Origin of the sequence: Actinomyces sp. (assembly GCF_030524025.1) — a bacterium.
Taxonomy (GTDB): Bacteria; Actinomycetota; Actinomycetes; order Actinomycetales; family Actinomycetaceae; genus Actinomyces.
Map to the genome: position 1 here is coordinate 22,716 of NZ_JAUNHI010000021.1, position 20,809 is coordinate 43,524.

The 20,809-nt window shown below is 70.4% G+C and carries 29 protein-coding genes; 25 read left to right on the forward strand and 4 right to left on the reverse strand.

Annotated elements, in window-relative coordinates:
• Positions 1 to 24 precede the first annotated feature (24 nt).
• From Q4C85_RS08590 to Q4C85_RS08705, 25 genes are all read left to right on the forward strand, one after another.
• On the forward strand, positions 25 to 624 hold the full coding sequence (locus tag Q4C85_RS08590) for a hypothetical protein (protein WP_303141320.1): 600 nt from the start codon (positions 25 to 27) through the stop codon (positions 622 to 624).
• Between the two features lie 29 nt (positions 625 to 653).
• Positions 654 to 1,034 carry a hypothetical protein gene (locus Q4C85_RS08595; protein WP_303141321.1) on the forward strand — a complete coding sequence of 127 codons (381 nt, stop codon included), beginning with the start codon at positions 654 to 656 and terminating at the stop codon, positions 1,032 to 1,034.
• Positions 1,035 to 1,037: 3 nt separating this feature from the next.
• Positions 1,038 to 2,069 (forward strand): major capsid protein, encoded by a 1,032-nt coding sequence (locus Q4C85_RS08600; protein WP_303141322.1) that lies wholly within the window; start codon positions 1,038 to 1,040, stop codon positions 2,067 to 2,069.
• Between the two features lies 1 nt (position 2,070).
• On the forward strand, positions 2,071 to 2,415 hold the full coding sequence (locus Q4C85_RS08605) for a hypothetical protein (protein WP_303141324.1): 345 nt from the start codon (positions 2,071 to 2,073) through the stop codon (positions 2,413 to 2,415).
• Positions 2,396 to 2,788 carry a Gp19/Gp15/Gp42 family protein gene (locus Q4C85_RS08610; RefSeq protein ID WP_303141325.1) on the forward strand — a complete coding sequence of 131 codons (393 nt, stop codon included), beginning with the start codon at positions 2,396 to 2,398 and terminating at the stop codon, positions 2,786 to 2,788. The genes Q4C85_RS08605 and Q4C85_RS08610 overlap by 20 nt, the downstream gene beginning before the upstream one ends.
• Before the next feature lie 79 nt (positions 2,789 to 2,867).
• Complete coding sequence (locus Q4C85_RS08615; RefSeq protein WP_303141326.1) at positions 2,868 to 3,152, forward strand: hypothetical protein; 285 nt, start codon at positions 2,868 to 2,870, stop codon at positions 3,150 to 3,152.
• A 75-nt stretch (positions 3,153 to 3,227) separates the two neighbouring features.
• Positions 3,228 to 3,539 (forward strand): HK97 gp10 family phage protein, encoded by a 312-nt coding sequence (locus tag Q4C85_RS11815; protein WP_368501442.1) that lies wholly within the window; start codon positions 3,228 to 3,230, stop codon positions 3,537 to 3,539.
• Positions 3,540 to 3,577: 38 nt separating this feature from the next.
• Positions 3,578 to 3,928 carry a hypothetical protein gene (locus tag Q4C85_RS08620; RefSeq protein WP_303141327.1) on the forward strand — a complete coding sequence of 117 codons (351 nt, stop codon included), beginning with the start codon at positions 3,578 to 3,580 and terminating at the stop codon, positions 3,926 to 3,928.
• Positions 3,929 to 3,944: 16 nt separating this feature from the next.
• Positions 3,945 to 4,613: a hypothetical protein gene (locus Q4C85_RS08625; protein WP_303141329.1), complete on the forward strand. Its 669-nt coding sequence runs from the start codon at positions 3,945 to 3,947 to the stop codon at positions 4,611 to 4,613.
• 103 nt (positions 4,614 to 4,716) lie between these two features.
• Positions 4,717 to 4,929, forward strand: coding sequence for a hypothetical protein (locus Q4C85_RS08630; protein WP_303141331.1), 213 nt, complete (start codon positions 4,717 to 4,719; stop codon positions 4,927 to 4,929).
• A gap of 32 nt (positions 4,930 to 4,961) precedes the next feature.
• Complete coding sequence (locus tag Q4C85_RS08635; RefSeq protein WP_303141333.1) at positions 4,962 to 5,300, forward strand: hypothetical protein; 339 nt, start codon at positions 4,962 to 4,964, stop codon at positions 5,298 to 5,300.
• Positions 5,301 to 5,524: 224 nt separating this feature from the next.
• Positions 5,525 to 5,728, forward strand: coding sequence for a hypothetical protein (locus Q4C85_RS08640; protein WP_126382432.1), 204 nt, complete (start codon positions 5,525 to 5,527; stop codon positions 5,726 to 5,728).
• A gap of 110 nt (positions 5,729 to 5,838) precedes the next feature.
• The gene (locus tag Q4C85_RS08645) at positions 5,839 to 9,672 is read left to right on the forward strand and encodes a tape measure protein (RefSeq protein ID WP_303141336.1); all 3,834 of its coding nucleotides are present in this window, start codon (positions 5,839 to 5,841) and stop codon (positions 9,670 to 9,672) included.
• Positions 9,672 to 10,481, forward strand: a complete 810-nt coding sequence (locus Q4C85_RS08650; RefSeq protein ID WP_303141337.1) for a hypothetical protein — start codon at positions 9,672 to 9,674, stop codon at positions 10,479 to 10,481. Before Q4C85_RS08645 ends, Q4C85_RS08650 begins: the two co-directional genes overlap by 1 nt.
• Entirely contained in the window at positions 10,478 to 11,584 is a 1,107-nt protein-coding gene (locus Q4C85_RS08655) for a hypothetical protein (RefSeq protein ID WP_303141339.1), read from the forward strand. The genes Q4C85_RS08650 and Q4C85_RS08655 overlap by 4 nt, the downstream gene beginning before the upstream one ends.
• On the forward strand, positions 11,581 to 12,369 hold the full coding sequence (locus Q4C85_RS08660) for a hypothetical protein (RefSeq protein ID WP_303141340.1): 789 nt from the start codon (positions 11,581 to 11,583) through the stop codon (positions 12,367 to 12,369). The genes Q4C85_RS08655 and Q4C85_RS08660 overlap by 4 nt, the downstream gene beginning before the upstream one ends.
• Positions 12,366 to 12,539, forward strand: a complete 174-nt coding sequence (locus Q4C85_RS08665) for a hypothetical protein (protein ID WP_303141342.1) — start codon at positions 12,366 to 12,368, stop codon at positions 12,537 to 12,539. Before Q4C85_RS08660 ends, Q4C85_RS08665 begins: the two co-directional genes overlap by 4 nt.
• A complete protein-coding gene (locus tag Q4C85_RS08670) occupies positions 12,536 to 13,204 on the forward strand; it encodes a hypothetical protein (RefSeq protein ID WP_303141343.1) in 669 nt (222 codons plus the stop codon). Before Q4C85_RS08665 ends, Q4C85_RS08670 begins: the two co-directional genes overlap by 4 nt.
• A gap of 68 nt (positions 13,205 to 13,272) precedes the next feature.
• Positions 13,273 to 14,211 carry a hypothetical protein gene (locus Q4C85_RS08675; RefSeq protein WP_303141344.1) on the forward strand — a complete coding sequence of 313 codons (939 nt, stop codon included), beginning with the start codon at positions 13,273 to 13,275 and terminating at the stop codon, positions 14,209 to 14,211.
• 1 nt (position 14,212) lies between these two features.
• Positions 14,213 to 14,437, forward strand: coding sequence for a holin (locus Q4C85_RS08680; RefSeq protein ID WP_303141345.1), 225 nt, complete (start codon positions 14,213 to 14,215; stop codon positions 14,435 to 14,437).
• A 4-nt stretch (positions 14,438 to 14,441) separates the two neighbouring features.
• Positions 14,442 to 14,942, forward strand: a complete 501-nt coding sequence (locus Q4C85_RS08685) for a hypothetical protein (protein ID WP_303141346.1) — start codon at positions 14,442 to 14,444, stop codon at positions 14,940 to 14,942.
• Positions 14,942 to 15,229, forward strand: a complete 288-nt coding sequence (locus tag Q4C85_RS08690) for a hypothetical protein (RefSeq protein ID WP_303141347.1) — start codon at positions 14,942 to 14,944, stop codon at positions 15,227 to 15,229. The genes Q4C85_RS08685 and Q4C85_RS08690 overlap by 1 nt, the downstream gene beginning before the upstream one ends.
• 3 nt (positions 15,230 to 15,232) lie before the next feature.
• Complete coding sequence (locus Q4C85_RS08695) at positions 15,233 to 15,682, forward strand: hypothetical protein (protein ID WP_303141349.1); 450 nt, start codon at positions 15,233 to 15,235, stop codon at positions 15,680 to 15,682.
• A 184-nt stretch (positions 15,683 to 15,866) separates the two neighbouring features.
• Complete coding sequence (locus tag Q4C85_RS08700) at positions 15,867 to 17,327, forward strand: SGNH/GDSL hydrolase family protein (RefSeq protein ID WP_303141351.1); 1,461 nt, start codon at positions 15,867 to 15,869, stop codon at positions 17,325 to 17,327.
• Positions 17,328 to 17,366: 39 nt separating this feature from the next.
• Positions 17,367 to 18,707: a glycerophosphodiester phosphodiesterase family protein gene (locus Q4C85_RS08705; protein WP_303141352.1), complete on the forward strand. Its 1,341-nt coding sequence runs from the start codon at positions 17,367 to 17,369 to the stop codon at positions 18,705 to 18,707.
• Between the two features lie 57 nt (positions 18,708 to 18,764).
• On the opposite strand, the gene Q4C85_RS08710 is transcribed toward Q4C85_RS08705, so the two are convergent.
• The 4 genes from Q4C85_RS08710 to Q4C85_RS08725 all read right to left on the reverse strand — a co-directional run bounded on the left by Q4C85_RS08710 (position 18,765) and on the right by Q4C85_RS08725 (position 20,475).
• Entirely contained in the window at positions 18,765 to 19,382 is a 618-nt protein-coding gene (locus Q4C85_RS08710; RefSeq protein WP_303141353.1) for a hypothetical protein, read from the reverse strand.
• A gap of 97 nt (positions 19,383 to 19,479) precedes the next feature.
• Positions 19,480 to 19,689, reverse strand: coding sequence for a hypothetical protein (locus tag Q4C85_RS08715; protein WP_303141354.1), 210 nt, complete (start codon positions 19,687 to 19,689; stop codon positions 19,480 to 19,482).
• An 85-nt stretch (positions 19,690 to 19,774) separates the two neighbouring features.
• Complete coding sequence (locus Q4C85_RS08720) at positions 19,775 to 20,026, reverse strand: hypothetical protein (RefSeq protein ID WP_303141355.1); 252 nt, start codon at positions 20,024 to 20,026, stop codon at positions 19,775 to 19,777.
• Positions 20,027 to 20,142: 116 nt separating this feature from the next.
• Positions 20,143 to 20,475: a hypothetical protein gene (locus Q4C85_RS08725; protein WP_303141356.1), complete on the reverse strand. Its 333-nt coding sequence runs from the start codon at positions 20,473 to 20,475 to the stop codon at positions 20,143 to 20,145.
• Between the last annotated feature and the right edge of the window lie 334 nt (positions 20,476 to 20,809).

Genomic DNA, 20,809 nt, shown 5'->3' on the forward strand with positions numbered 1-20,809 from the left:
CTCACTCGATCAGAGGAAGACACTATGAAGCGCACGTCAGCCCGCATCCCCAAGTTCACTCGCTTCGTGACCGCGCCGGCCGCGGACCTTTCCGCGGGGGCGCCCTCGTCCACGACGGAGGCCACCACGACGGACGACTCCAAGCCCGCGTGGACGCCCCCTGCGTCGCAGGACGAGCTCAACCGGATCATCGGCGACCGCCTGGCCCGTGAGCGGGCCAAGTACGGCGACTACAAGGAGCTCAAGAAGAAGGCGGCCGCCTTCGACGAGGCCGCCGAGGCGTCCAAGAGCGCCGAGGAGCGCGCCGCCGACCGCCTGGCTCAGGCCGAGGCCCGCGCCGCTCAGGCCGAGGCTGCCGCGATGCGCGCCGAGGTCGCCGCCACCAAGGGGGTGCCGGTCGCGTTCCTCACGGGATCGACCCGCGAGGAGGCCGACAAGGCAGCCGACGCCCTCCTGGCCTGGAGGGACTCCGCTGCCGCCAGCAGACAGACCGGGGCGCTGGGACCCGGAGCGCGCCGCGCTCGCGGGAGTGGTTCGACCGAGGGCGTCAAGGGCGGGGGTCTGGCCGCTGGCCGAGCCGCTTTCCGGGCGCTCAGCGGGAGCCCCAGCCCCAAGAGCGACTGACACACACTCCGACACGAAAGGAATGGGCAATGCCCAAGCTCAAGATCGAGCACTCCTCGCCTGGGGACCAGCGGTGGCTGGGCTCCCTGCACGGGATCGACAGTGCTCGCACCGTCACGATCGACCCCGCCGACTTCACGGCGCGGGTCGTTGACAAGATCATCCCCTCAGGGACCGCGGTCGCCACCAAGGGCAGCAAGGTGGTCCCCTACGTCTCTGGCGGGTCTGGGGGTGAGGAGAAGCTGAGCGGCTTCATCCTGACCGACCAGCCTGCCGACGCCGGCAAGCTCGCGGTCCCGGTCGTCGACCGCGTCCGCGTCAAGGTCGCGCTCCTGCCCGACTCGGGCTTCGCGATCCCGGCGCCCGCCGACGACCTGACCGCCTGCACCTACGTCCCGAGGGAGGGCTGATCGATGGCACTCTGGACTGACCTGATCGAGCCGGCGGAGCTGACCGGCTACGTGCGCGAGGCCTACGAGACGACGGAGCGTGCGAAGGGCTTCCTGGCCACCTTCCTACCCAACCAGGAGGTGCACGACATCGTCGTGAAAACCTACGCCGGCGACGCCGGCCTGGTCGACGAGGCGTCGTACCGGGCCTTCGACGCCGAGCCTGAGGTGATCTCAGGCGGGCAGGCGCGCAGGATCATCATCGAGCTGCCGGCCCTCGGGTCGGTCAAGCCGGTGTCCGAGTACTCCCAGCTGCGGGCGCGCAACGCGACCGACGAGGTCCTGCGCGACGTCGTCCTGCGTGAGGCCCTGCGATCCGTGCAGGGTGTCTCCGACCGCACCGAGCGCATGCGCGGCACGGTCCTGGAGACCGGCAAGGCAACCATCGACCAGGCAAACTTCAAGGTCGAGGACGACTTCGGCCGCGACCCGTCGATGACGGTCACGACGTCGGCCGTCTGGTCCGGCACCGGCGCCAAGATTCTGGACGACCTGGTCGCCTGGGCGGACGCCTACGCCGACCTGAACGGGGATCGGCCGGGCGCCCTGGTGGTCTCCTCCAAGATCGCCCGCGCCATGCGCCAGCACGCCGACTTCCGAGTGCTGTCGGTGGACGGATCGACCCGGGCGGCGTCGCTCGACGTCGTCAACTCGGTTCTCGAGAGTGAGGGTCTGCCGACCCTCACGATCTACGACCGCCGTACCAGCTCGGGCGGGAAGAAGGTGCGTGTCCTCTCCGAGGACAGGGTCCTGCTGCTGCCGGCCCCCGTTGACGCCTTCTCCGGGGCCCCGACCCCGCTCGGTGCGACCTGGTGGGGGCAGACCCTGGCCGCCTCTGAGGCGGACATGGGCATTCCGGACGACGAGCAGCCCGGCATCGTCGCGTCCCTCGACCGCGCCTCACGCACCCCGCGGACGGTGTCGATCGACGTCGACGCCATCGCACTCCCCGTCCTGGCCAACGCCAACCTCTCGATGTCCGCGAAGGTCCTGTGAGATGAAGCGTCTGACCAGTCACGTGGTCATCCACCGTCCGGCCGGGAGCGTCATGCTCCCGGCCGGGGCGGTCCTGGGTGACGAGGACGCGGCTCTGGTCACCAACCCCGCGGCGTACGTCGACGACGGCGTCGTCGGGGACGGGGGCGGTGACGAGTCGGCCGGCGAGGGTGATGCGCCGGGTGAGGTGCCCAGCGAGGCGTGGACCGTGGCTCAGATTCGCGAGTGGGCGGAGGCCCATGGCGTGGACCTGGGGCGGGCCACGACGAAGGCGGACTTGCTGCTGATCATCGGCGATGAGCTGGCGGCCGAGGGGGACGCTGGTCGTGGCGCTCACGTCGCTTGAGGCGGTGCGGGGGGCGTGGCTGCTCGACCCTGAGGACCTGCCTGAGGACAGTGTCCTGCAGGGGCTGATCGGCCGTGCTGAGCGGCTCCTGCGGGGCCTGTCACCGTCCCTGGGGGACCGTGCGGCTCGTGACCCGGACCTCGCTGACCGGGTGCAGGACGTCGTCGTCGCGATGGTCCTGCGGGTGGTGTCCAATCCCGAGGGGGTCCGGTCGACGTCGGAGACCACTGGGCCTTTGACGACGTCGGTCACCTACGGCGGGGCTGACCCCGGGCAGCTCTTCGTGACGGACACGGAGAAGGACCTCCTCGGCATCCGCCGGGGGCGCCGCCGGCAGGCGGCTTTCTCCGTGAGCATGCGCCCGAGGAGGTGACGGGATGTCCCCGCCTGGGCGGTGGCCGCGTCATCGCAGCCACAGGGAGTGGCGGACGCCGGTCACGGTGACGGGGCCGGTGCACCGGGACGCGGACGGTCTGCTGGTGCCGACCTCGGGGCCGGTGACGGTCGAGGACTGTCATGTCGTGCCGGGGTCGAGCGCGGCCCTGGGGATGACGACCGCGGTGACGTCGGAGGCGCCGTCGGACACAGCGGTGCTGTACGCCCCGCCGGGGGCTCCTGTCAGGCACCGGGACATCGTCGAGGTGCCGGACACGCACCCGCTGGCGGGCGCGTGGATGGTCGAGGAGACGCCGGCGGCCTGGCCGATGGGCCTGGTCGCCGCCTTGTCGAGGAGGTGACCGGTGACGGTCCGTGTGCAGATTGATCGGGCTGGGGTAGAGGCGCTGATGGTGTCTCAGCCGATGCAGGCGGCGATGCTGGCCGCTGGCCAGGACGTGGCTGCTGAGGCGGCGCGCAGGTCACCGCGGCGCACCGGCCAGCTGGCGTCCTCGTTCTCCGTGGAGTCGACGGTGGCGACGGTCGTCGCTCGTGGCCGGGCGTCCCGGAGGGCGTCTGGTCGGGTGACAACGGACGCGCCGCACGCGGCGGCGACCGAGTTCGGGCACATGTCCGGGAAGGCCACTGGCGCGGGGGGTGTCCGCAGTGCTGTGCCTGGGGCGCACGTCCTGGGTGAGCTGGCGGCGACGAAGGCGGCTCGGGCCGCTCGAGGGGGGCGGCGCCGGTGAGCAGGTGGCTTGACCCTGTCGAGGCGGTCCGTGAGGCCGTGACCGAGGCGACGGGGGTACCTACAACGCGCGTCCTCGACCCCAGTTTCACGTCGGGGCCGATGCCTCTGGTGCATGTGTCCCTGGTGTCGTCCGCCCTGGGTGACATCGACCGGACGTCGACCGTGGCGGTCGACGTGTACGCGGTGACGCCGTCGGCACGGGGTGAGGCGGGCGCGCAGGCGCTGGCTGAGCTGCTGGTCGACGCCGTCGACGACAAGCCGCTCGCGTCGTCGGAGGGGTATGTCGACGCCGTGACGGTGACGCAGGTGGGCGGCGTGCGCCCCTATTTCGAGACGGTCGAGGTCGTGCCTGTCACCCTCGACATCACATATCGACCTCGACACTGAACGAAAGGACAAAAGAATGGCTGCGACGACTATTGAGGCGCAGAAGAAGAAGCACAACAAGGATGTCAACATCCGGAAGGGCCTGAACGTCATTGTGTTCATGGCGCCCCGGACGGTGGACCTCCCCACGGCGATCACGGAGGGTGCCGGTCAGCTGACCGAGTTGCCGGCCGGCTGGTGGCCGGTGGGGATGATGACCAAGGATGGCTTCACGGTCTCGACGGACGTCTCGATCGAGGAGGTCGAGGCTCTGGGCTACCTGGAGGCGGTCCGCACCGACATCGTGAAGGCCCCCCGCACGATCAAGTTCACGGTCCTGGAGCCTTTCAGGAAGAACCTCCAGGAGCTCGTCTACGGGGTAGACCTGTCGGCCCTGAAGGCGGACAAGACGACCGCGGAGGTCGTTTTCGATGAGGCGCCCCTGCCGGCGATCGAGGAGCTCCGCCTCATCGCGGTCATGGCCGACGGGCCGGCCGATGACGAGTGGATCGTCGGCCGCGGTTTCCCGCGCGTGAAGCTCTCCACGATCCCCGAGGAGGCGTGGAAGCCCGACGAGGCCGTGAAATTCGACCTGGAGCTGTCTGTTTTCACGGACAACGAGGTCGGCACGCCGTGCAGGCACTACCTCGGTGGCACGGCCGCGGGCCGGCACCTGGACGCCATCGGCTTCACGCGCGCCGAGTGATGACGTCGCCCTGGCAGCGGATGGTCTCCCCGCTGCCAGGGCGGCACCCACCCATGGGAGACCGCACAGAGACCACGAACACATCGCGATGAGAGGACCAGACATGACCCGATTCACCAAGACGATCAGGGACGCCACTGGCATGGAGGTGACCCTGGAGCGGGTCACCGACGCTCCCGCGGAGATCGCCACCCTGCGCGTCTCCGGGTGGGAGGAGGCCACGGAGGCGTCCCCTGCCGTCAAGGCCGACGTCGACAAGACGCCGGCCCCGAAGCCGGCCGCCAAGCCCGCCCCGAAGCCCGCCGCTGAGGCGTGACCAACCACCAACTGACGACTCAGGAGACCACTATGAGCGATGTCAAGCCCACCCTGACCCTGGCCGCCCTCGAGAAGATGGACGCGGCGGCCGCCCCGGAGCCGTTCACCTTCGGGATCGGCTCCCGGCGGATCAGCTTCCCGGACCCCATGGAGATGCGCGTCGAGGACCTCGAGGCCTTCGCCGCGGACCTGGAGTCCACGCAGTCCCTTTCTGGCATCTTCCGCCGGTGGCTGGACGCGGACGACGCCGAGGCCCTGCTCGAGAACCTCACCGCCCGCCAGGCCAGTGCACTCCTCAAGACGGTCCAGGAGCACTACGGGTCCTTCCTGGGTGACCAGGGGGAAGGCGGCGCCTCTGCGACTGCCTGACACGGCACGAGAGGCAGGTCACCCAGGACCTCGCAGACCGGGGGTGGGACGCCCCCGCCCTGTTCCGGCAGCGGCGGTGGACGTTCCTCCTGGCGCTCATCGATGGGCTGCCGGCGTCCTCACGGACGGTCTCGGCGATCCTCAACGACTCGGATCGGTCCCGGGTCGAGGCGCTCGCTGAGGCGGTCATCGCCTCTGAGGACGCCGAGGACGACGAGGCGGAGGTGGGTGGGTCGCTGGTCGGGCAGACGCCCGTCGTGGTGGTCCTCCAGGACATCTTCGACCTCATCGTCTCCGCCCTCGGTGGCGACGAGCGCTACCCGCGGCCCGTCACGGCGGTAGCCGCCGAGGTTGAGCGGGTCCGTGAGGAGCGCACGCTCGCCGCGGCCCACGATGTCATCGCCGCGATGACGCCGTGGGCCATGTGACACACGACGGATAGGCCCCGGTCGTGGGGCACCAGCACACGGGAGGGTGGTGGTGCCCCATGGCCGGGGCTTTCAAGGCTGGCACCGTCTTCGTTGACGTAGTCCCTTCCATGAAGGGGTTCTTCAAGGCGGTCACGGACGACGTCAAGGGGTCAATGCCGGCCGCCGGGGCGGACGCCGGCCGCAGCTTCGCGGCCGGCTTCACGCGCGCCGCCCGCTCGGCAGGCCAGGACGTCGCCGCCGCGGTCGCTGACCCGCTGGGCAAGTCGACCGCCCGCCTCGAGGCCGAGGCCCGCGCCGCCGGGAAGGCACTCGCCGCCGCGCAGGACGAGGTCGTGGCCGCCGCGGGCCGCCTGGAGGCCGCCCGCAAGGAGGAGGAGACGGCCGCGAAGGCCGCCGCCTCCGCTGAGGAGACGCTCAACCGCGCCCGCCAGAGCTCCGCCACGTCCGCCGCCGACGTCGCCCGCGCTGAGGCCGCCCACAAGGCCGCCGTCGAGCGCTCCACCAAGGCCAACCAGGCCGCCGACGACGCCGCCGCGCAGCACTCCCGAGCCCTCGGCACGCTCGAGGAGGCCAGCCGGGGCGCCGACACGGCCGTCACCGAGCTGGCCCGCGCCACCGGCCGCTCCAAGCGCGAGATCGCCCAGGCCGACCCCGCCCTCGACGACCTCGCCCGCAGCCTCGACAAGGCCGAGCGCGAGGCCAAGGAAGCCGACACCGCCCTGACCGGCACCGGCCGGGGCGCATCCGCCATGTCCGGCATGGTTCGCTCCGCCGTCGGCCCGCTCCTCGCCATGGCGGCCGCCGTCGGAATCGGCGGCTTCGCGTCCGAGGCGATCACCGCCTCAGACGCCACCGATAAGTTCGTCTCCACGTTGCAGTTCGCGGGCCTCGACGGCGCGACCATCGAGCGCCTCACAGAGTCCGCGAAGGCGTACGCCGACGCCACCGTCTACGACCTCGCCGACATCCAGAGCATCACGAGCCAGCTCGCCGCAAACGGCGTGGACGGCTTCGACCAGCTCGCCGAGGCCGCCGGAAACCTCAACGCCGTAGCCGGCGGGTCCGCCGAGACCTTCTCCTCCGTCGGGATGGTCCTCACCCAGACCGCCGGCCAGGGCAAGCTCACCACCGAGAACTGGAACCAGCTCAGCGACGCGATCCCCGGCGCCTCAGGCAAGCTCCAGCAGGCCCTCCTCGAGGCCGGCGCCTACACCGGAAACTTCCGCGAGGCCCTCGAAAAGGGCGAGATCACCGCCGAGGAGTTCAACGCCGCCGTCCTCCGCCTCGGCTCCGACGAGACCGCCGTAGCCGCAGCACGCTCCACGAAGACCATCGAGGGCGCCGCCGGAAACCTCCAGGCCACCCTCGTATCCGGCTTCAAGGAGTTCATCGACTGGGTCAAGCCCGCCGTCACCACCGCAATGGGTGAGGTCGCAACAGGCTTCGAGAACGCGTTCACCTGGATCAAGCAGCACAAGCAGGAAATCCTCGCGCTCGCGGGTGGCGTGACTGTGGCGGTTGCGGCGTATACGGGTTTCTCGATCCTCACGAAGGTGAAGGCGTGGATTCAGGCGACCACGCTTGCGCAGCATGGGCTGAATGCTGCGATGAAGGCGAATATCGTTGGTATTGTCATCACGGCTATTGCGGCCCTGGTGACGGGGTTGATCCTGCTTTACCAGCGTAATGAGGACTTCCGGTTGAAGGTCCAGGAGATGGGCCGTGCAGTGAAGGCGGTCTGGGAGGACACGATCCAGCCGGCGATCGCGACGGTGTGGGGGTGGATTTCCGGGACGCTCATGCCGGGCATCCAGGGGATCATTGACATTCTCTTCAAGGGTGACTTCACCGGGCCGATCTTCGGCTTGGAGGAGGACTCGACGTTCGTCGACATCCTCTTCAGGGTCCGTGATGCCGCGATTGCGGTATGGGACTGGGTCGTGAACGTGCTCGCGCCGGGCGTGTCGAGTGCGTGGTCCAACGTGATCTGGCCGGCCGTGCAGACGGTGGCTACGGCGATCCATGACGCCTGGGTGAACGTCATCTGGCCGGCGCTGTCGGCGCTGTGGTCGTGGGTGACGGTGACGCTGGCGCCCGCTCTGTCGGCCTTCTGGACGGGAACCGTCCAGCCCGTGTGGGCCGCGATCTCGGCGGCGGTGTCGGAGGCCTGGAACAGCTACATCCTCCCGGCGCTGTCGGCGCTGTGGTCGTGGGTGACGGTGACGCTGGCGCCCGCTCTGTCGGCCTTCTGGACGGGAACGGTCCAGCCCGTGTGGACGGCGATCGCAGGATTCATCCAGTCCGCGTGGGTGAACATCATCGGCCCGGCGCTGTCGGCGCTGTGGTCGTTCATCACGGGCGTCCTGGTGCCGATATTCCTGTTCCTGTGGAGGAATGTCGTCCAGCCCGCGTTCCAGGGTATCGGGGCGATCGTATCGTTCGCCTGGAACTTCGTCATCAAGCCGGTCCTCGAGGGCTGGAAGTGGATGTTCCAGAACGTCATCGGCCCGGTGATTACGTGGCTGTGGCGTAATGTCGTCCAGCCCGCGTTCCAGGGCATTTCGACGACGATATCCACGGTGATCAATTTCCTGTCGGACACGGTCTTCCCGAAGATCAAGTCGGCGATTGACAACGCGAAGAACGGATTTGACAACTTCCGTGACGGCGTGAAGGCTGCCATGGATAAGGTCAAGGAATACGCGGCGAAGCCGGTCAACTTCGTCATTAATACCGTATATAAAGACGGTATTAAGAAGGCGTTTGACACGATCGCGGAGAAGGTCGGCCTCTCTTTGAGGCTGCCTGACGTGAAGGCGATCGCCGGGTACGCGTCCGGCGGCCAGTGGCAGACGATGACACCGGGATACACCCCGGGCAGGGATGTGTATCACTTCTATTCGCCGGATGGTGGTGGTGCGCTGAAGCTGTCGGGCGGTGAGGGGATCATCCGTCCGGACGCGCTGCGCGCCCTCGGTGGCAAGCCTTGGCTGGATCGCGTCAACGCGTGGCGCGGGCGGGGCCTGGCGAACATCGGTGACCTCGGTCGCAGGCGCGGCCAGGTGGCTTTCGCTGACGGAGGCATCTGGGGCGCGGTCTCGGACACTTTCGAGGCGGCGGCTGACTGGGTGTCGTCGACGGCGTCGGCGGTCGCGGACATCGTCTCTGACCCGCTCGGTGCGGTCGCTGAGCTGGTGATCGCCCCCGCCAAGGCGCTCCTCGGACAGATGGGGTCGTCATTCTGGGCTCAGGCCATGAAGTCGGTCCCGCCGCTTCTCTTTGAGTCGTTGAAGAACATCTTCAAGACCAAGACCGAGGAGTCGGGGCTGGGGTCGTCATCGGGCCTGGTGGGTGCCGCCCGGAAGGCCATCGGGGTGCCCTACATCTGGGGTGGGTCTTCGATCCCTCCGGGGGTGGACTGCTCGGGCCTGGTCTACTGGTCGGCCCAGCAGCTCGGGCTTGGGTGGCCGCGGCTCACCGCCGCGGGATACCAGGCGGGCTCAACGCCGGTGTCGGTGGGGTCGGCGGTTCCAGGTGACTTGCTTTTCTGGGGGTCGCCGGCATGGCACGTGGCAATCGTGTCGGGGCTGGGGCGGATGGTCGAGGCGCCCAAGCCGGGGACGACGGTCCGTGAGACCGCGGTCTGGGGGACGCCGACGGCGGGCCGCTACGGCGGCAGGAAGTACGACCGGGGCGGATGGCTGCCGCCGGGTGTGACTGCTGCGGTCAACCAGACCGGCGCCCGTGAGGCTGTGCTCACCGCGCGTCAGTGGCGGGATGTCTCGTCGCTGGCGGCTCAGGGGGTCAACTCCGCGGACCTGCTCGACGGCGCGGAGGTGCGGCTGGTGATCGGTGACGGCGAGGCCCTCGATGCGCACATCGAGGTCGTGGCGGCTGGGGTGTCCCGGCGTGCTGAGCAGCTGCGTGGGAGGGGTCGCTGATGGGGCTCATCGCTTCTGTGCCTGCCGGGCAGGCGCGCCTGGTGCAGGTCGTCGTCGAGGCCGGCACGGTCCCGGCCGGTGAGCGTTTCACCGTGTCGGGTGAGGCCGGATCCTCGAGGTGGACGGTGCGCGCCGGGGTGCGCGTGTCGGACGGGGGCCAGGTGGTCCTGGGTGACTCCCTGGCCCCCGTCAACGTCCCGGTCACCTACAGGGTGACGTGGGGGCCTGGGGCGTCGTCCAGCGCGGTGTCTGCGCCGGTGGTGCGCCGCTGGTCGGGCCGGTCGCTGCTCACGGATGTCACGGGCGGGTCCGTGGTGGACCTGCTGTGGCAGGGAGCGGACGCCCGGGCGGTAGATCGCAGGGTGACGGTGCACGAGGTGCCGGGGCGCCCTACACCGGTGGTGGTGATGGCGCCGGCGATGGGCGCGGGCACACTGTCGCTGACGGCCCGGACCGAGGGGGAGCACACGAGGGCGATGGCGGCGGTGGCCGCCCGCCCGCAGGTCAACATCCTCTTCCACAACCCTGCCAAGTGCTTCCAGTGCGCGCGGTCCCTGTGCGATGTGCCGCTGGTGACGGTCCTGGTCCTCACGGACATGTCGCACTCGAGGGCTGACCGCCTCGACGCGGCGGAGCGCGTGTGGACGCTCAAGGCCGCGGTCGTGGGGGTGCCGGAGCCTGATCGTGTGGTGCCGACGTCGACGTGGGACCAGCTCGATGCCGCCGAGCGCACGTGGGACCAGGTCGACGACATGGGCATGTCCTGGGACGAGTTCGATCGTGTGCTGTGGCAGGAGGTGGGGGGATGATCCCCGCGAACCTGCTGAGTGACAGCTTCGTCTACGGCGCCCGCGTGGACTCCTGGCTGGGGTCGCGCTGGCTGGGGCGGGTGCCGGTCGTGTCGGGGTCGGTGTCGTGGTCGGCGTCGCAGCAGGTGCAGGGGACGCTGTCGCTGACGGTCCCCCGCCTGGGGTCGGTCTCTGAGGACGAGCCGGCCCGCGACTTCACGCCGACGACCCCGGAGTCCCCACTGGCCTGCTTCGGACAGGTCCTCAGGGTGACGATCGAGGTGGAGTCGCTGGTCACGGGCCTGCGGCACACCGAGCCGGCCGGAGCCTTCCTGGTGACGGGATCGGACGTGTCCCGCGGGACGGTGACCGTGTCCGGGAAGAGCCTGCTCCAGCGGGTCGAAGAGGACCGGCTCACCTCTCCGACGGTGCCGCGCGCCGGCGGGACGCTGGCCTCGGAGATGCGCCGCCTGCTCGGCGGCCACATGGGGCTCGTCGTCGACCCGAGGCTGACGGACCGGGCGTGCCCTACGTCGATGACATGGGGCGAGTCCCGCATCGACGCCCTCTTCGAGATCGCCGACGCCTGGCCCGCCCGCCTGCGGGAGGGCAGGGACGGCGTCCTCTACGTCCTCCCCCCCGTCGACGAGGGCGCCGCACCGTCCCGCACGATGACCGACGGCGAGGGCGGCACCGTCATCGCCGCCAAGCGAACCGAGTCGCGGGAGAAGGTCTACAACCGGGTCGTCGCCCGCGGCCAGCAGCAGGGAGACTCCGGCCAGCCGACCTTCCAGGCGGTCGTCGACCAGCGGACCGGCCCCATGGCCACCAGCGGACCCTACGGCGTCGTCACGAGGTTCTTCTCATCCCCCCTGATCACGTCCCCCCGGTCGGCGATGTCCGCAGCTGTGACGATGCTCGAGACCTCAGTCCGACGATCCTGGACTATCCCGGTCGAGCACACCCCCGACCCGTCCATACGCCTCGACGAGGTCGTCGACCTCCGGGTCTCCCCCGACGCCGGCACCGCCCCGCTACGGATGCGCGGCGTCGTCGCCTCCGTCGATATCCCCCTCACCCACGAGGGCACCGCCCGCACCGACGTGGAGGTGACGTCACGATGACCGCCGGCACGAGAGTCCTCGACCTCCTCGACACCGCCCCCCGGGACGAGCCCCCACGCTCCGGAGCCGACCGAGCCCAGGTAATGATCGCCGAGGTCACCGCCGTATCCACCGACGGCACCCAGGTCTCCGTCTCCATCCTCGGAGCCGACCCCGTCCAGCTCCCAGCCACCGCCTCCGTCTGGACAGGCGTCACCACAGCACACGTCCTGATGGACCCCGGCACAGGCCGACCCGTCCACGTCCTCGGACCCGCCACCAAGCCACTCGAGAGCGCATCCACCGCCCCCCCCACGCAGGGCGAGGACCCGGTGACCGTCGTCCGCACGGCCACAGTCACCCCCGAGTGGTCAGGCACCTGGACAGCCGGCCAGGGATGGGACCGACTCAACATCGGCCGCTACGGCGGCCGCACCGACCTCTACCAGGGCGCCCTCGCCGGCATCCCCCGCACCGGCCTCGCCACCTACGGCCAGCGCATCACCGCCCTGGCAGCATCCAAGATCACACGCGCCACCCTCACCCTCACAGGCAACGGCTCCAACCGCGGAAGCTGGACCGCCATCATCCAGTGCGCCGACAAGACCACCGCCGGCCCCGCCCCCTCAGGCACAACCGCCGGCGTCACCATCACCGGCACCGCCACCGCACAGGTCGACATCACCGCGCTCGCGGGCGGGCTGATGGCCGGCCGGGGGCTGGCTCTCGTCGGTGCCAGCTATGGGGCCGTCCACGGGACGGGGGCGTCGATGTCCCTGGCCCTGACCTATGAGGCGCTCGCATGAGCGCCGGCGGGTGGAGCGTGTGCCCGATATGCGGGTCGGTCATAGCCGACATCTGGCTGCACACCACATGGCACGAGTCGACCCTCGCGGAGCTCATCGCCGACATGACGACAACCATCACAGACGACGAGCCGGCTGACGTGCCGGCCGAGACAGGAGACACGGCATGACCATCACCGACGCCCGCGGCCATCGCGTCCCCGAGGGCACGGACCAGGCGTCCAGGCAGTCACTCCTCGACCTGTCTCTGTCGATCCCGTCGGTCGCCACCGCCGGGTCACTCAACGCCGCCAACCAGCTCGTGCGGGCGCTCACAGACGCCGGCATACCCCCCTCACCGTCCAGCGTCCTCACGGTCCGCCGCACCGACATCGGAGCGACCGCCCACTGGGACGGCTCCGCATGGGCCTACGCACCCGACCAGGTCGCCGGCCAGATCGCGTGGGCCGGCACCGCAGCACTTGCGGCCAATGCGTGGTATCCGGTCGCGTGGCAGACAGCCTCTCCTATTCGTGTTGGTGGAGTGACATGGAACGGATCAGGATTCGTCGTCCCTTATAAGGGGCTCTATCGAATCGAGGCTTTCATCAAGACGACGTGCCCGTCGGCGTCGACCGGCCGCCTCGGTGTCGGTGTGGCGACGAATGGGTCGATGGATGGGCGGTCGGTCGAGGGTGCCGCGCCGTCGGGCGCAGACTATGTCGGCTTCGCGCTTTCATTTGTCACCGAGCTCCAGGCTGGTAACACCGTAGAGCTGCGGAATCGTCAGGATATCGCGACGTCGGTCGACCGCAAGGTTGCGGGCTTGTCGGTGGAGCGCGTCGCCGCCTACTGACCGGCCCCGACAATCACATTCGTCCCTCGTGCCATTCGGGCGCGGGGTTTACCTATGGAAGGAGGAGGATGGGACGGATTCAGGATTCCATCAACTACATGGTTGATGCGATGGTCAACCGGAATGTGGGCTATTCCCAGGGGAGTGCGCGGCACTCGATCACGCGTCTCGTGACGTCCCCGGGGTCCGCGGTCGACGCGGACTGCTCATCCAGCATCGCCTACGCCGCGTGGCGGGCCGGCTACCTGCCTGCCTACCGGCCTGACGCCTGGACCGGGAACCTGAGGGGCATCCTCACCGCCGCCGGATACCAGAGCATCCCGTGGTCGAGGGGGGCATCCCTGCACGCCGGGGACGTGCTGCTCAAGGAGCCTGGTCACGTCGCGATGTACGTGGGCGATATCCGCGGTATCGGTACCTCTCTGGTCGCTGAGGCGTGGATCAACGAGCGGGGGGCGACCCTCGGCGGGACGCCAGGTGACCAGACCGGGGGCGAGACCCGCATCATCGGCTACTGGGGTCACCCGGACACCGCCAGCTCCCGGTGGACGCACATCCTGCGGCCGCCGGCAGACACCATCACGACAGAGGAGGACGACATGCCCACTGCGCGAGAGATCGCAGACACCATCCTGGATACCCCGATCAAGCGCCAGGGAGGCCCGACGGGGACGACCACGCTCCGCACGGAGATCGCCTGGATGACGGCGAACCAGGGGCGGGGGATCAACGCGGCCACGGCCGCCGAGAAGGCGGCTACCGACCTCGGCACCGCCATCGCGGGAGTCGCTGCGGCGACCGCCAAGGCAGTTCTCGATGAGCCCATCGCGCGCGCCGGCGGTGCCAAGGGCACCACGTCCCTGCGCACCGAGGTGGCGTGGGCCACCACGAACCAGGGCCGCGCCATCAACGAGGCCACGGCCGCCACCAAGGCCGTCGAGGCCCTCTCAGCTGAGGCCCGCGCCGCGCGCGCGGCCGGAATCACCACCACCACCAAGGAGAACTGACATGACCGCGTACACGAAGACCTGGGCGGCCGGTGCGGCCGAGCGCGCCCTCAAGACTGCTGCCCAGACTCTCGCCGCCCTGGTCGTCCCGGGCGCGGTGATCTGGGAGCTCGACTGGGCGCAGGCCCTCGGCGTGACCGCCACCGCGGCCGTCCTGTCGGTCCTGACCTCGGTCGCTGACCCGCGGCACGCGGATACCGCGATCGCCACCGCCACCGAGGGCTGACACCATGGGGTGGCCAGGACGGGTGTGGGACACCCTGCACGAGCCGCGGGTGGTGACCGCGCTCATGATCATCACCTACCTGTGTCTCGTGGTCATGGGCGGCACCATCCTGGCCTCCCCACGGGTCACTCCCCCCGACGTCGTCCTCGGGTGCGTGGTCCTCATCGGGGGCGGCGTGCTCGGTGTGCCAGCGGCGTGGACCGGCGCGGCATGGCTGGAGGGGCCGGCACTCGGCCTGTCCGCCGTCGGGCTGGGCACGATCGCCGTCGTCGACATGATCCGGGTGATCTCCACAGACCACTGGATCGGGTACCCCACGCTGCTGACCGTCGCGATGTGCCTGATGCTGTGCGTGCGCATGGCGCGGGTGTGGCCGATGCGGTGGACGCCCGGTCATGAGCCGGACACGCCTTTACGGCGCTCGCAGCGGCGGGCCGCCGTAGAGGTCGTCCTGACAGATGACGCGATCACCAGGGCCATCGAGCGAGAGGAGGCAGCCGAGTGATGCCAGCATGGGTGACAGTCGTCATCGCAGTGGCGACGTCGTCCCTGGCGACCACTCTCGCGCAGGCCCTGATCGCGCGAGGACGTGAGGCGCGTCGTGAGCGGCGCGCCCAGGAGACCGAGGGTGAGCGGCTGCTCCGCAGGATCGCGGATATGCAGATCGCCCTAGCGGCCGTGGCCCGGCTCGCGATCGAGCATGGTGCGCCGCCGACGGTCATCGAGTCCGTGCTCCCCCGGTGGTGGCGCGCGGCCACTGACATTGACGACGACAGCGATGAGCAGGGGTGAGGTATGACGCGCATCGTGGGGAGCGTGGTCTCCCCTGCTGGGGTGCCGCTGCCGGGGTGGGTGCGGCTGGAGCCGTCGCCGCCGGTAGCGGTGTCGGCCGGCGACCTGGTGGTGGCCGCGCCGGTGACCGCCGCCCTCGACGCCGGCGGGCGCCTGGACCTAGAGGTCCTGGCGCCCGCTGGGGTGGTCTGGGACGTGACGGCGTGCCTGGGGACCGTCGTGGTCCGGCGGGCCGGCGTGACCCTGCCCGCCGACGGGACAGTGTCGCTGGGCTGGCTGCTCGGTCTGAGCACGGACCAGGGGCACACGGGCGCCGTCGTCGTCTCAGCGGACGGCCTGACGTACGTGCAGCCCGCCGCCGTCGACGGCGAGCTCTTCACTACCGACATGGCCGTCCTGTCCGAGGACGGCCTGACCTACACCATCGAGACGACAGGAGGCGATGCTCCGTGAGCGTGACCGCCTACACGAGGGCTGGTACGGACGCTGCGATCGCTCGGGCGGTCGCAGCCGTCCCGGCTGGCCCGCCCGGTGAGCCGGGTCCGCCCGGCGCAGGGGGCGCGATGCTGACACTGGCCGACGACGAGGACGTGCCGGAGGGCACGCCCGCGGGCCTGATCATCCGAGGAGGCGCGTGATGGCGACGAAAACAGCGATCGCCTGGCCGACCGGCTGGCGCTACGCCTCCCAGGCGTCGGCGAAGTGGACCTACGACGCCGACGCCACATCGACGATCACCACGACGGCGGCGGGCCAGTTCATCCGCTCATTCCGGGGGGCGTCCGACACGTCTGGGTCGCCCGCCACGACCGACGTGGGCGTGCCCCTCTCGTCGGTCCCCACCGACGGGTCCGCGTACCTGCGGATCGTCGGCGAGAACATGGCGACGGCGGACGGGACCCCCGCCCCCCGCTTCGCCGGCCTCGACCGCGCCACCGGCACGGGCTACGCGACCCCCGGCAGCGATACGGTCTTCGGCTGGCCGGCCCTCAAGACCGGCCCCTTCGACGTCAAGGTCCCGATCACGGCGACCCATCTGGAGACCGCCCGGAGCAAGTTCGGCGGCGGCGACAACATCGAGCTCTTCGTCGTGATGAGCCTCCCCCAGGGGACCGTCACGTCCATCACCCTGGAGTGGCCGGAGGCCGACCCCATCCCCGGGGAGGTCCCGCCGGTCATCGAGGCCGTCGACCGCCCGCACCACCTGACGTACTGGGACGGGAGCCGGGAGGTCCCGGTGGCGGTCGACGCGCTCGCGGGCGACCCCGCATGGCGCTTCCAGACCCCGCCGTTCCAGCCGGTGCCGTCCGTGGCGGCACTGTGGCCGGCGCAGGCCACGACGCCGGTGCGTGTCATGTCGTGGGGTGACTCCCAGACTGACGGCACCAGCGCAGGCACCGGCGGGGTCAACTCGTGGCCGTCGCTGCTGTCGAGGGCCGCGTGCGGTTCGCCGGCGCAGCGGATGCCCGCCGACTCGGTCACGGCGTCGACGACGCTCCAGCCCGCCGCCACTGGGGTGCAGTGGGTCAACCATGGCTTCGGCGGCTCGACCGCCGGCACGTTCCTCCCGGATCCCCTGGTGGCTCTGGCCGCACGCTTCCAGCCCCATGTCGTGACCATCCAGGTAGGCGTTAACGACTGCCTGACCGGTGTCAGCCTCGACGTCTACCGGCGGGGGCTCACGCGGGCTGTGGACGCGGCCCTGGGCGCGAGCACGACGACGGTCGTGGTCGTGCTGTCGGCGTGGGAGGCGGCCACGATGCGCGGCCGCGCGCACTCGTGGGCCGAGTACCGGGCGGTCATGAGGGAGGTCGTCAGCTCGAGGGGTGACCGTGTGGTCTTCGCGGACACCGCTGAGCACTATGCGGCCACGTCTCTGCCGACCAACGACCTGGGCGGACTGCTCGCCACGGACGACCTGCACTTCACGGTCGCGGGGCACCAGGAGCACGCCGCCCTGGTCGGTGGCGTGCTCGGTATCCCGTACACCCGGCCGGCCGCGGCCGTGTCCGGGGCGGGGATGGTGGTCCTGCCCGAGGGCGCCGACCTCCCTGCGGGCACGCCGTCGGGCGCGGTCGTCATCCGTACGGGGGCGTGACCAGTGGCGGTGACGGTGCGGTCCCACGCGGTGGCGACCGTGAAAGCCAACGAGGGCAGTTTCAACGCCCTGTCGGCGGTGTCGCAGGCGGGTGACCTGGCCCTGATCGTCATGTGCTCCCAGTTCGGGGACACCGCAGCCAGACCACCGGAGGGGTGGACCGGGCAGCACACCGGCTCGGCCGGCGGCCGCTCGGGCTACATCGCCTCCCGTGTCGTGACGGACCCGTCCGAGACACAGGGCGTGCAGTGGTGGTCCGACAACGCCACCGACGCGGCCCGCCAGCGGGGCGCTCTCATCATCCTGTCCGGGATCGTGTCGCACACGCTCACCGCGTGGGCCGGGGCGGTCCCGGCGGTTGACGGCCCGACCCTGCTGGTCTCGCAGCAGCACGCGACATCGGCGACGGCGCTCACCGAGTGGCCGGCCGATCCCGTGGTCATCGCGGGTGAGGCGTCGACGGCGGCGTCGTGGTCGTCGCTGCGGGCCGGCATCGTGTCGGCCGCCCCCGTAGGGGTGACGGGGCCGCAGGCGTGGGCGGCGGTCCGGCTGGTAGCCGAGGAGGCGCTGCCGTGGGCTGAGGTCGACGGCCAGCGTGCGACGGTGTCCGTGTGGGACGGGGCCCGGGAGGTGCCGGTGACCCGCGCCGGTGTGATGCCCTCCGGAGCACCTACTGTGGACGCGCTCCTGGCCGCGCCGCGGTTCGTGGTCGCCCATCGTGGCGGCTCACAGTCGTGGGTCGAGCACACCGCCCGCGCCTACACCCAGGCCGTCGCGCACGGGTGCCCGGCCCTGGAGTTCTCGGCGGCCCGCACGCTGGATGGCGTGTGGATCGGCCACCACGACCGCACGATGGCGCGCCTGGGTGGCGGCGACGTCGACCCGGCGACGCTCACCTGGGAGCAGGTCCAGGCGGCGCTCCCGGAGTCGGCGCGGCCGGTCACCCTCGACTGGCTCCTGGCCACCTACGGGGGCACGCACACGGTCGTGTTCGACCCGAAGTACCGGGCCGGCGACCGGCTGGACGAGTACCTCGAGCTGCTCGCCCCCTATCGGGGCCGGGTGCTGCTGAAGTTCGCCGGCGACGCCGACTGGCTCTTCCGCCTGTGGCGAGAGCGAGGCTTCCGTACGTGGGCGTACGCCTACGCCGCGTCAGCGGGTGAGGCCTGGTACCAGGCGATGCTCACCAACTCAGATATCGACGTGCTGTCGATGGAGTGGGACGCGCCCGCCGAGGTGTGGCAGGCGCTGACCGCGACCGGGAAGCCCGTCGTCGCGCACATCCCGGGCAGCCGGGAGCAGGTCGAGACCGGGTGGGCGCGCGGCGCTGCCGGCGCGATCTGCTCCGCCCCGAACACCGTCCTCCCCCTGAGGGTGTGACACCAATCGAGTGAGGCCCCCGCACCATCCGTGGTGCGGGGGCCTCATTGTCGTGTCTCACCACGGGGTGACCGTCTCGGAGAGCCGGTCACGGCTGATGCCGAGGCGTGCGAGGAGCCGGTCCTCAGCCGCCGCGTAGAGCTCGGGGGTGGTGGGGTCACCCTGGGCCCCGGTGAAGCCGTCGGTGAAGACGTCGTCCCAGTGCCCGGGGAAGCACCCCGGGGGAATGGAGCTGATGCTCTCGACGGCAACCCAGGAGTCCGTGTCGTCGGGGTCCGCCACCTCGAGCGTGACAGCCCACTCGTCGCGGTCGGTGCCGGCCGCACCGACCTGGTAGGTGTCACCCACGGCGGGACCCGACCACGCGAGGCGGACCGGGCCCTCAAGGGCCCGGGCGACGGCGGGGTCGGACAGGGCGGCGGCCGTCCTGTCGGTCGCCTCCGCAGGCTGCTCATCCGTCACGATCGCGTGCCGGGCGACGGCGGCCCAGTACTCGTCCTCGCTGACGGCGACGGTGTAGCCGTAGTTGACGCCCTGGCCAACAGCCTCGAGGACCTCGTCGGCGATGGCCTCGACGTCGTAGTCGCTGCTGCTGGTCTCGCCGCCGGCGGCGTCGAGGACCGCGATGATCTCGCGCTCGATGGCGTCCTGGCGAGTGATGTAGGTGGGGTTCATTTGGTGGTCCTTTCGATTGTGTGTCGGTCCGTCCCGACACCACTAGCATATGACGTCATATGGTGCGGTCGCAAGAGGTCGACGCATTACCGTCCGGTCACGACCGGGTCCGCTTCCATCCCAGGAGCCCGTAGACCGTCTGGGGCGTCACCCCCGCCGCGTCGGCGACGCGGTACTTCGGGGCGCCGGCGTCGAGGGCGTCGATCATGGCCTCCCTGTGCTCGGCGGCGGCGGCGTCGAGGGCGGCGCGGGCGTCCTCGCAGCGCCGCAGAGCAGCCGCGATGTCACCCTTGGATGCGGGGTTCATGTCCTGTCTCCTTCCTGCGCCCCGGTGGGGCGCGTGGTGATGGCGGGAGGGGCGGGCCACGCGCCCGCCCCTCCCGGGGGTTCGGTCAGATGAGCACCGGCGCCCACGGCCCGCGCTCGCGGATGATGCCGGCGAGCGTGACCCGGTAGTGGTCGGCGGTGTCCGCGGCCTCCGCCTGGAGGGCCTCGTAGCTGGCGTCGCCCGTCTGGGTGAATCGCCGCCCGTAGAAGAAGGCTCGGAGGTCGTAGTGGCGGATCGCCTGGCGGAGAACGAGGACGCTCCAGCCGATGTCCTCGCTCACGGCCTCGTGCTCGTAGGCGGTCGTCGTGGCGGTCATGTGCGTCCTCTCGGCGTCGGTGGGAGGGGGTGGGCGTGTGGATCGCCCTCCCCGGGGGTTGGTCAGATGCGGTCGGCGGCGATGTCCCGCAGGTCAGAGCAGGTCAGCCCCTGCTCTCAGTGCAGGTCCACCAGGTCGGACACGAGGGTGAAGAACGCCTCGTCGTCCTCGATGATGGAGGCGCGGGTCGGGAGGATGAGGACCTCGCCGTCGGCGGCGTCGCAGGGCTCGTCGTCGGACTCGGGGCCCTCGATCTCGACGAGGACGGGGTCGCCCGCCTGGATGGCGTAGCAGGCGATGTAGGCCGCCAGGTCGGCGAGGGTCTCGCAGCCGGACACGCCGTGGCGGACCTGGTCGTCGTCACCGTCCATGGGGAAGGACAGCTGCTGCTCGGCGTCGAGCAGGTCGGCGATGTCCCGGCTGCGGCTCTGGATGCGGTAGGCGATCATCGCGTCCTCCTGGTCTTCCCATCGGGTCCGTCCCGATGCCCCTAGTATATGACGTCATATGGTGCAGAGTCAAGGGGTGAGCCGTCATACTGGGCGGGGCGCGACTCTGTTGCAGAGGCGCAACGCGCGCGGGAGCTCGGCGCGTGGCTACCCCGCCCGCTTGGAGCGGCGCATGCAATGGCTACCCGTACGGCTACCGCAACCGCTGTCGCACCCTCGAAGATGTGGACTTTTGCCCGCAATTACAACGATCCACGGAGGGGTGACTACGCATGAGCCGCGGACTTTTAATCCGAAGGTCGTGGGTTCGAGCCCCACGGGGGGCACCGTCTCG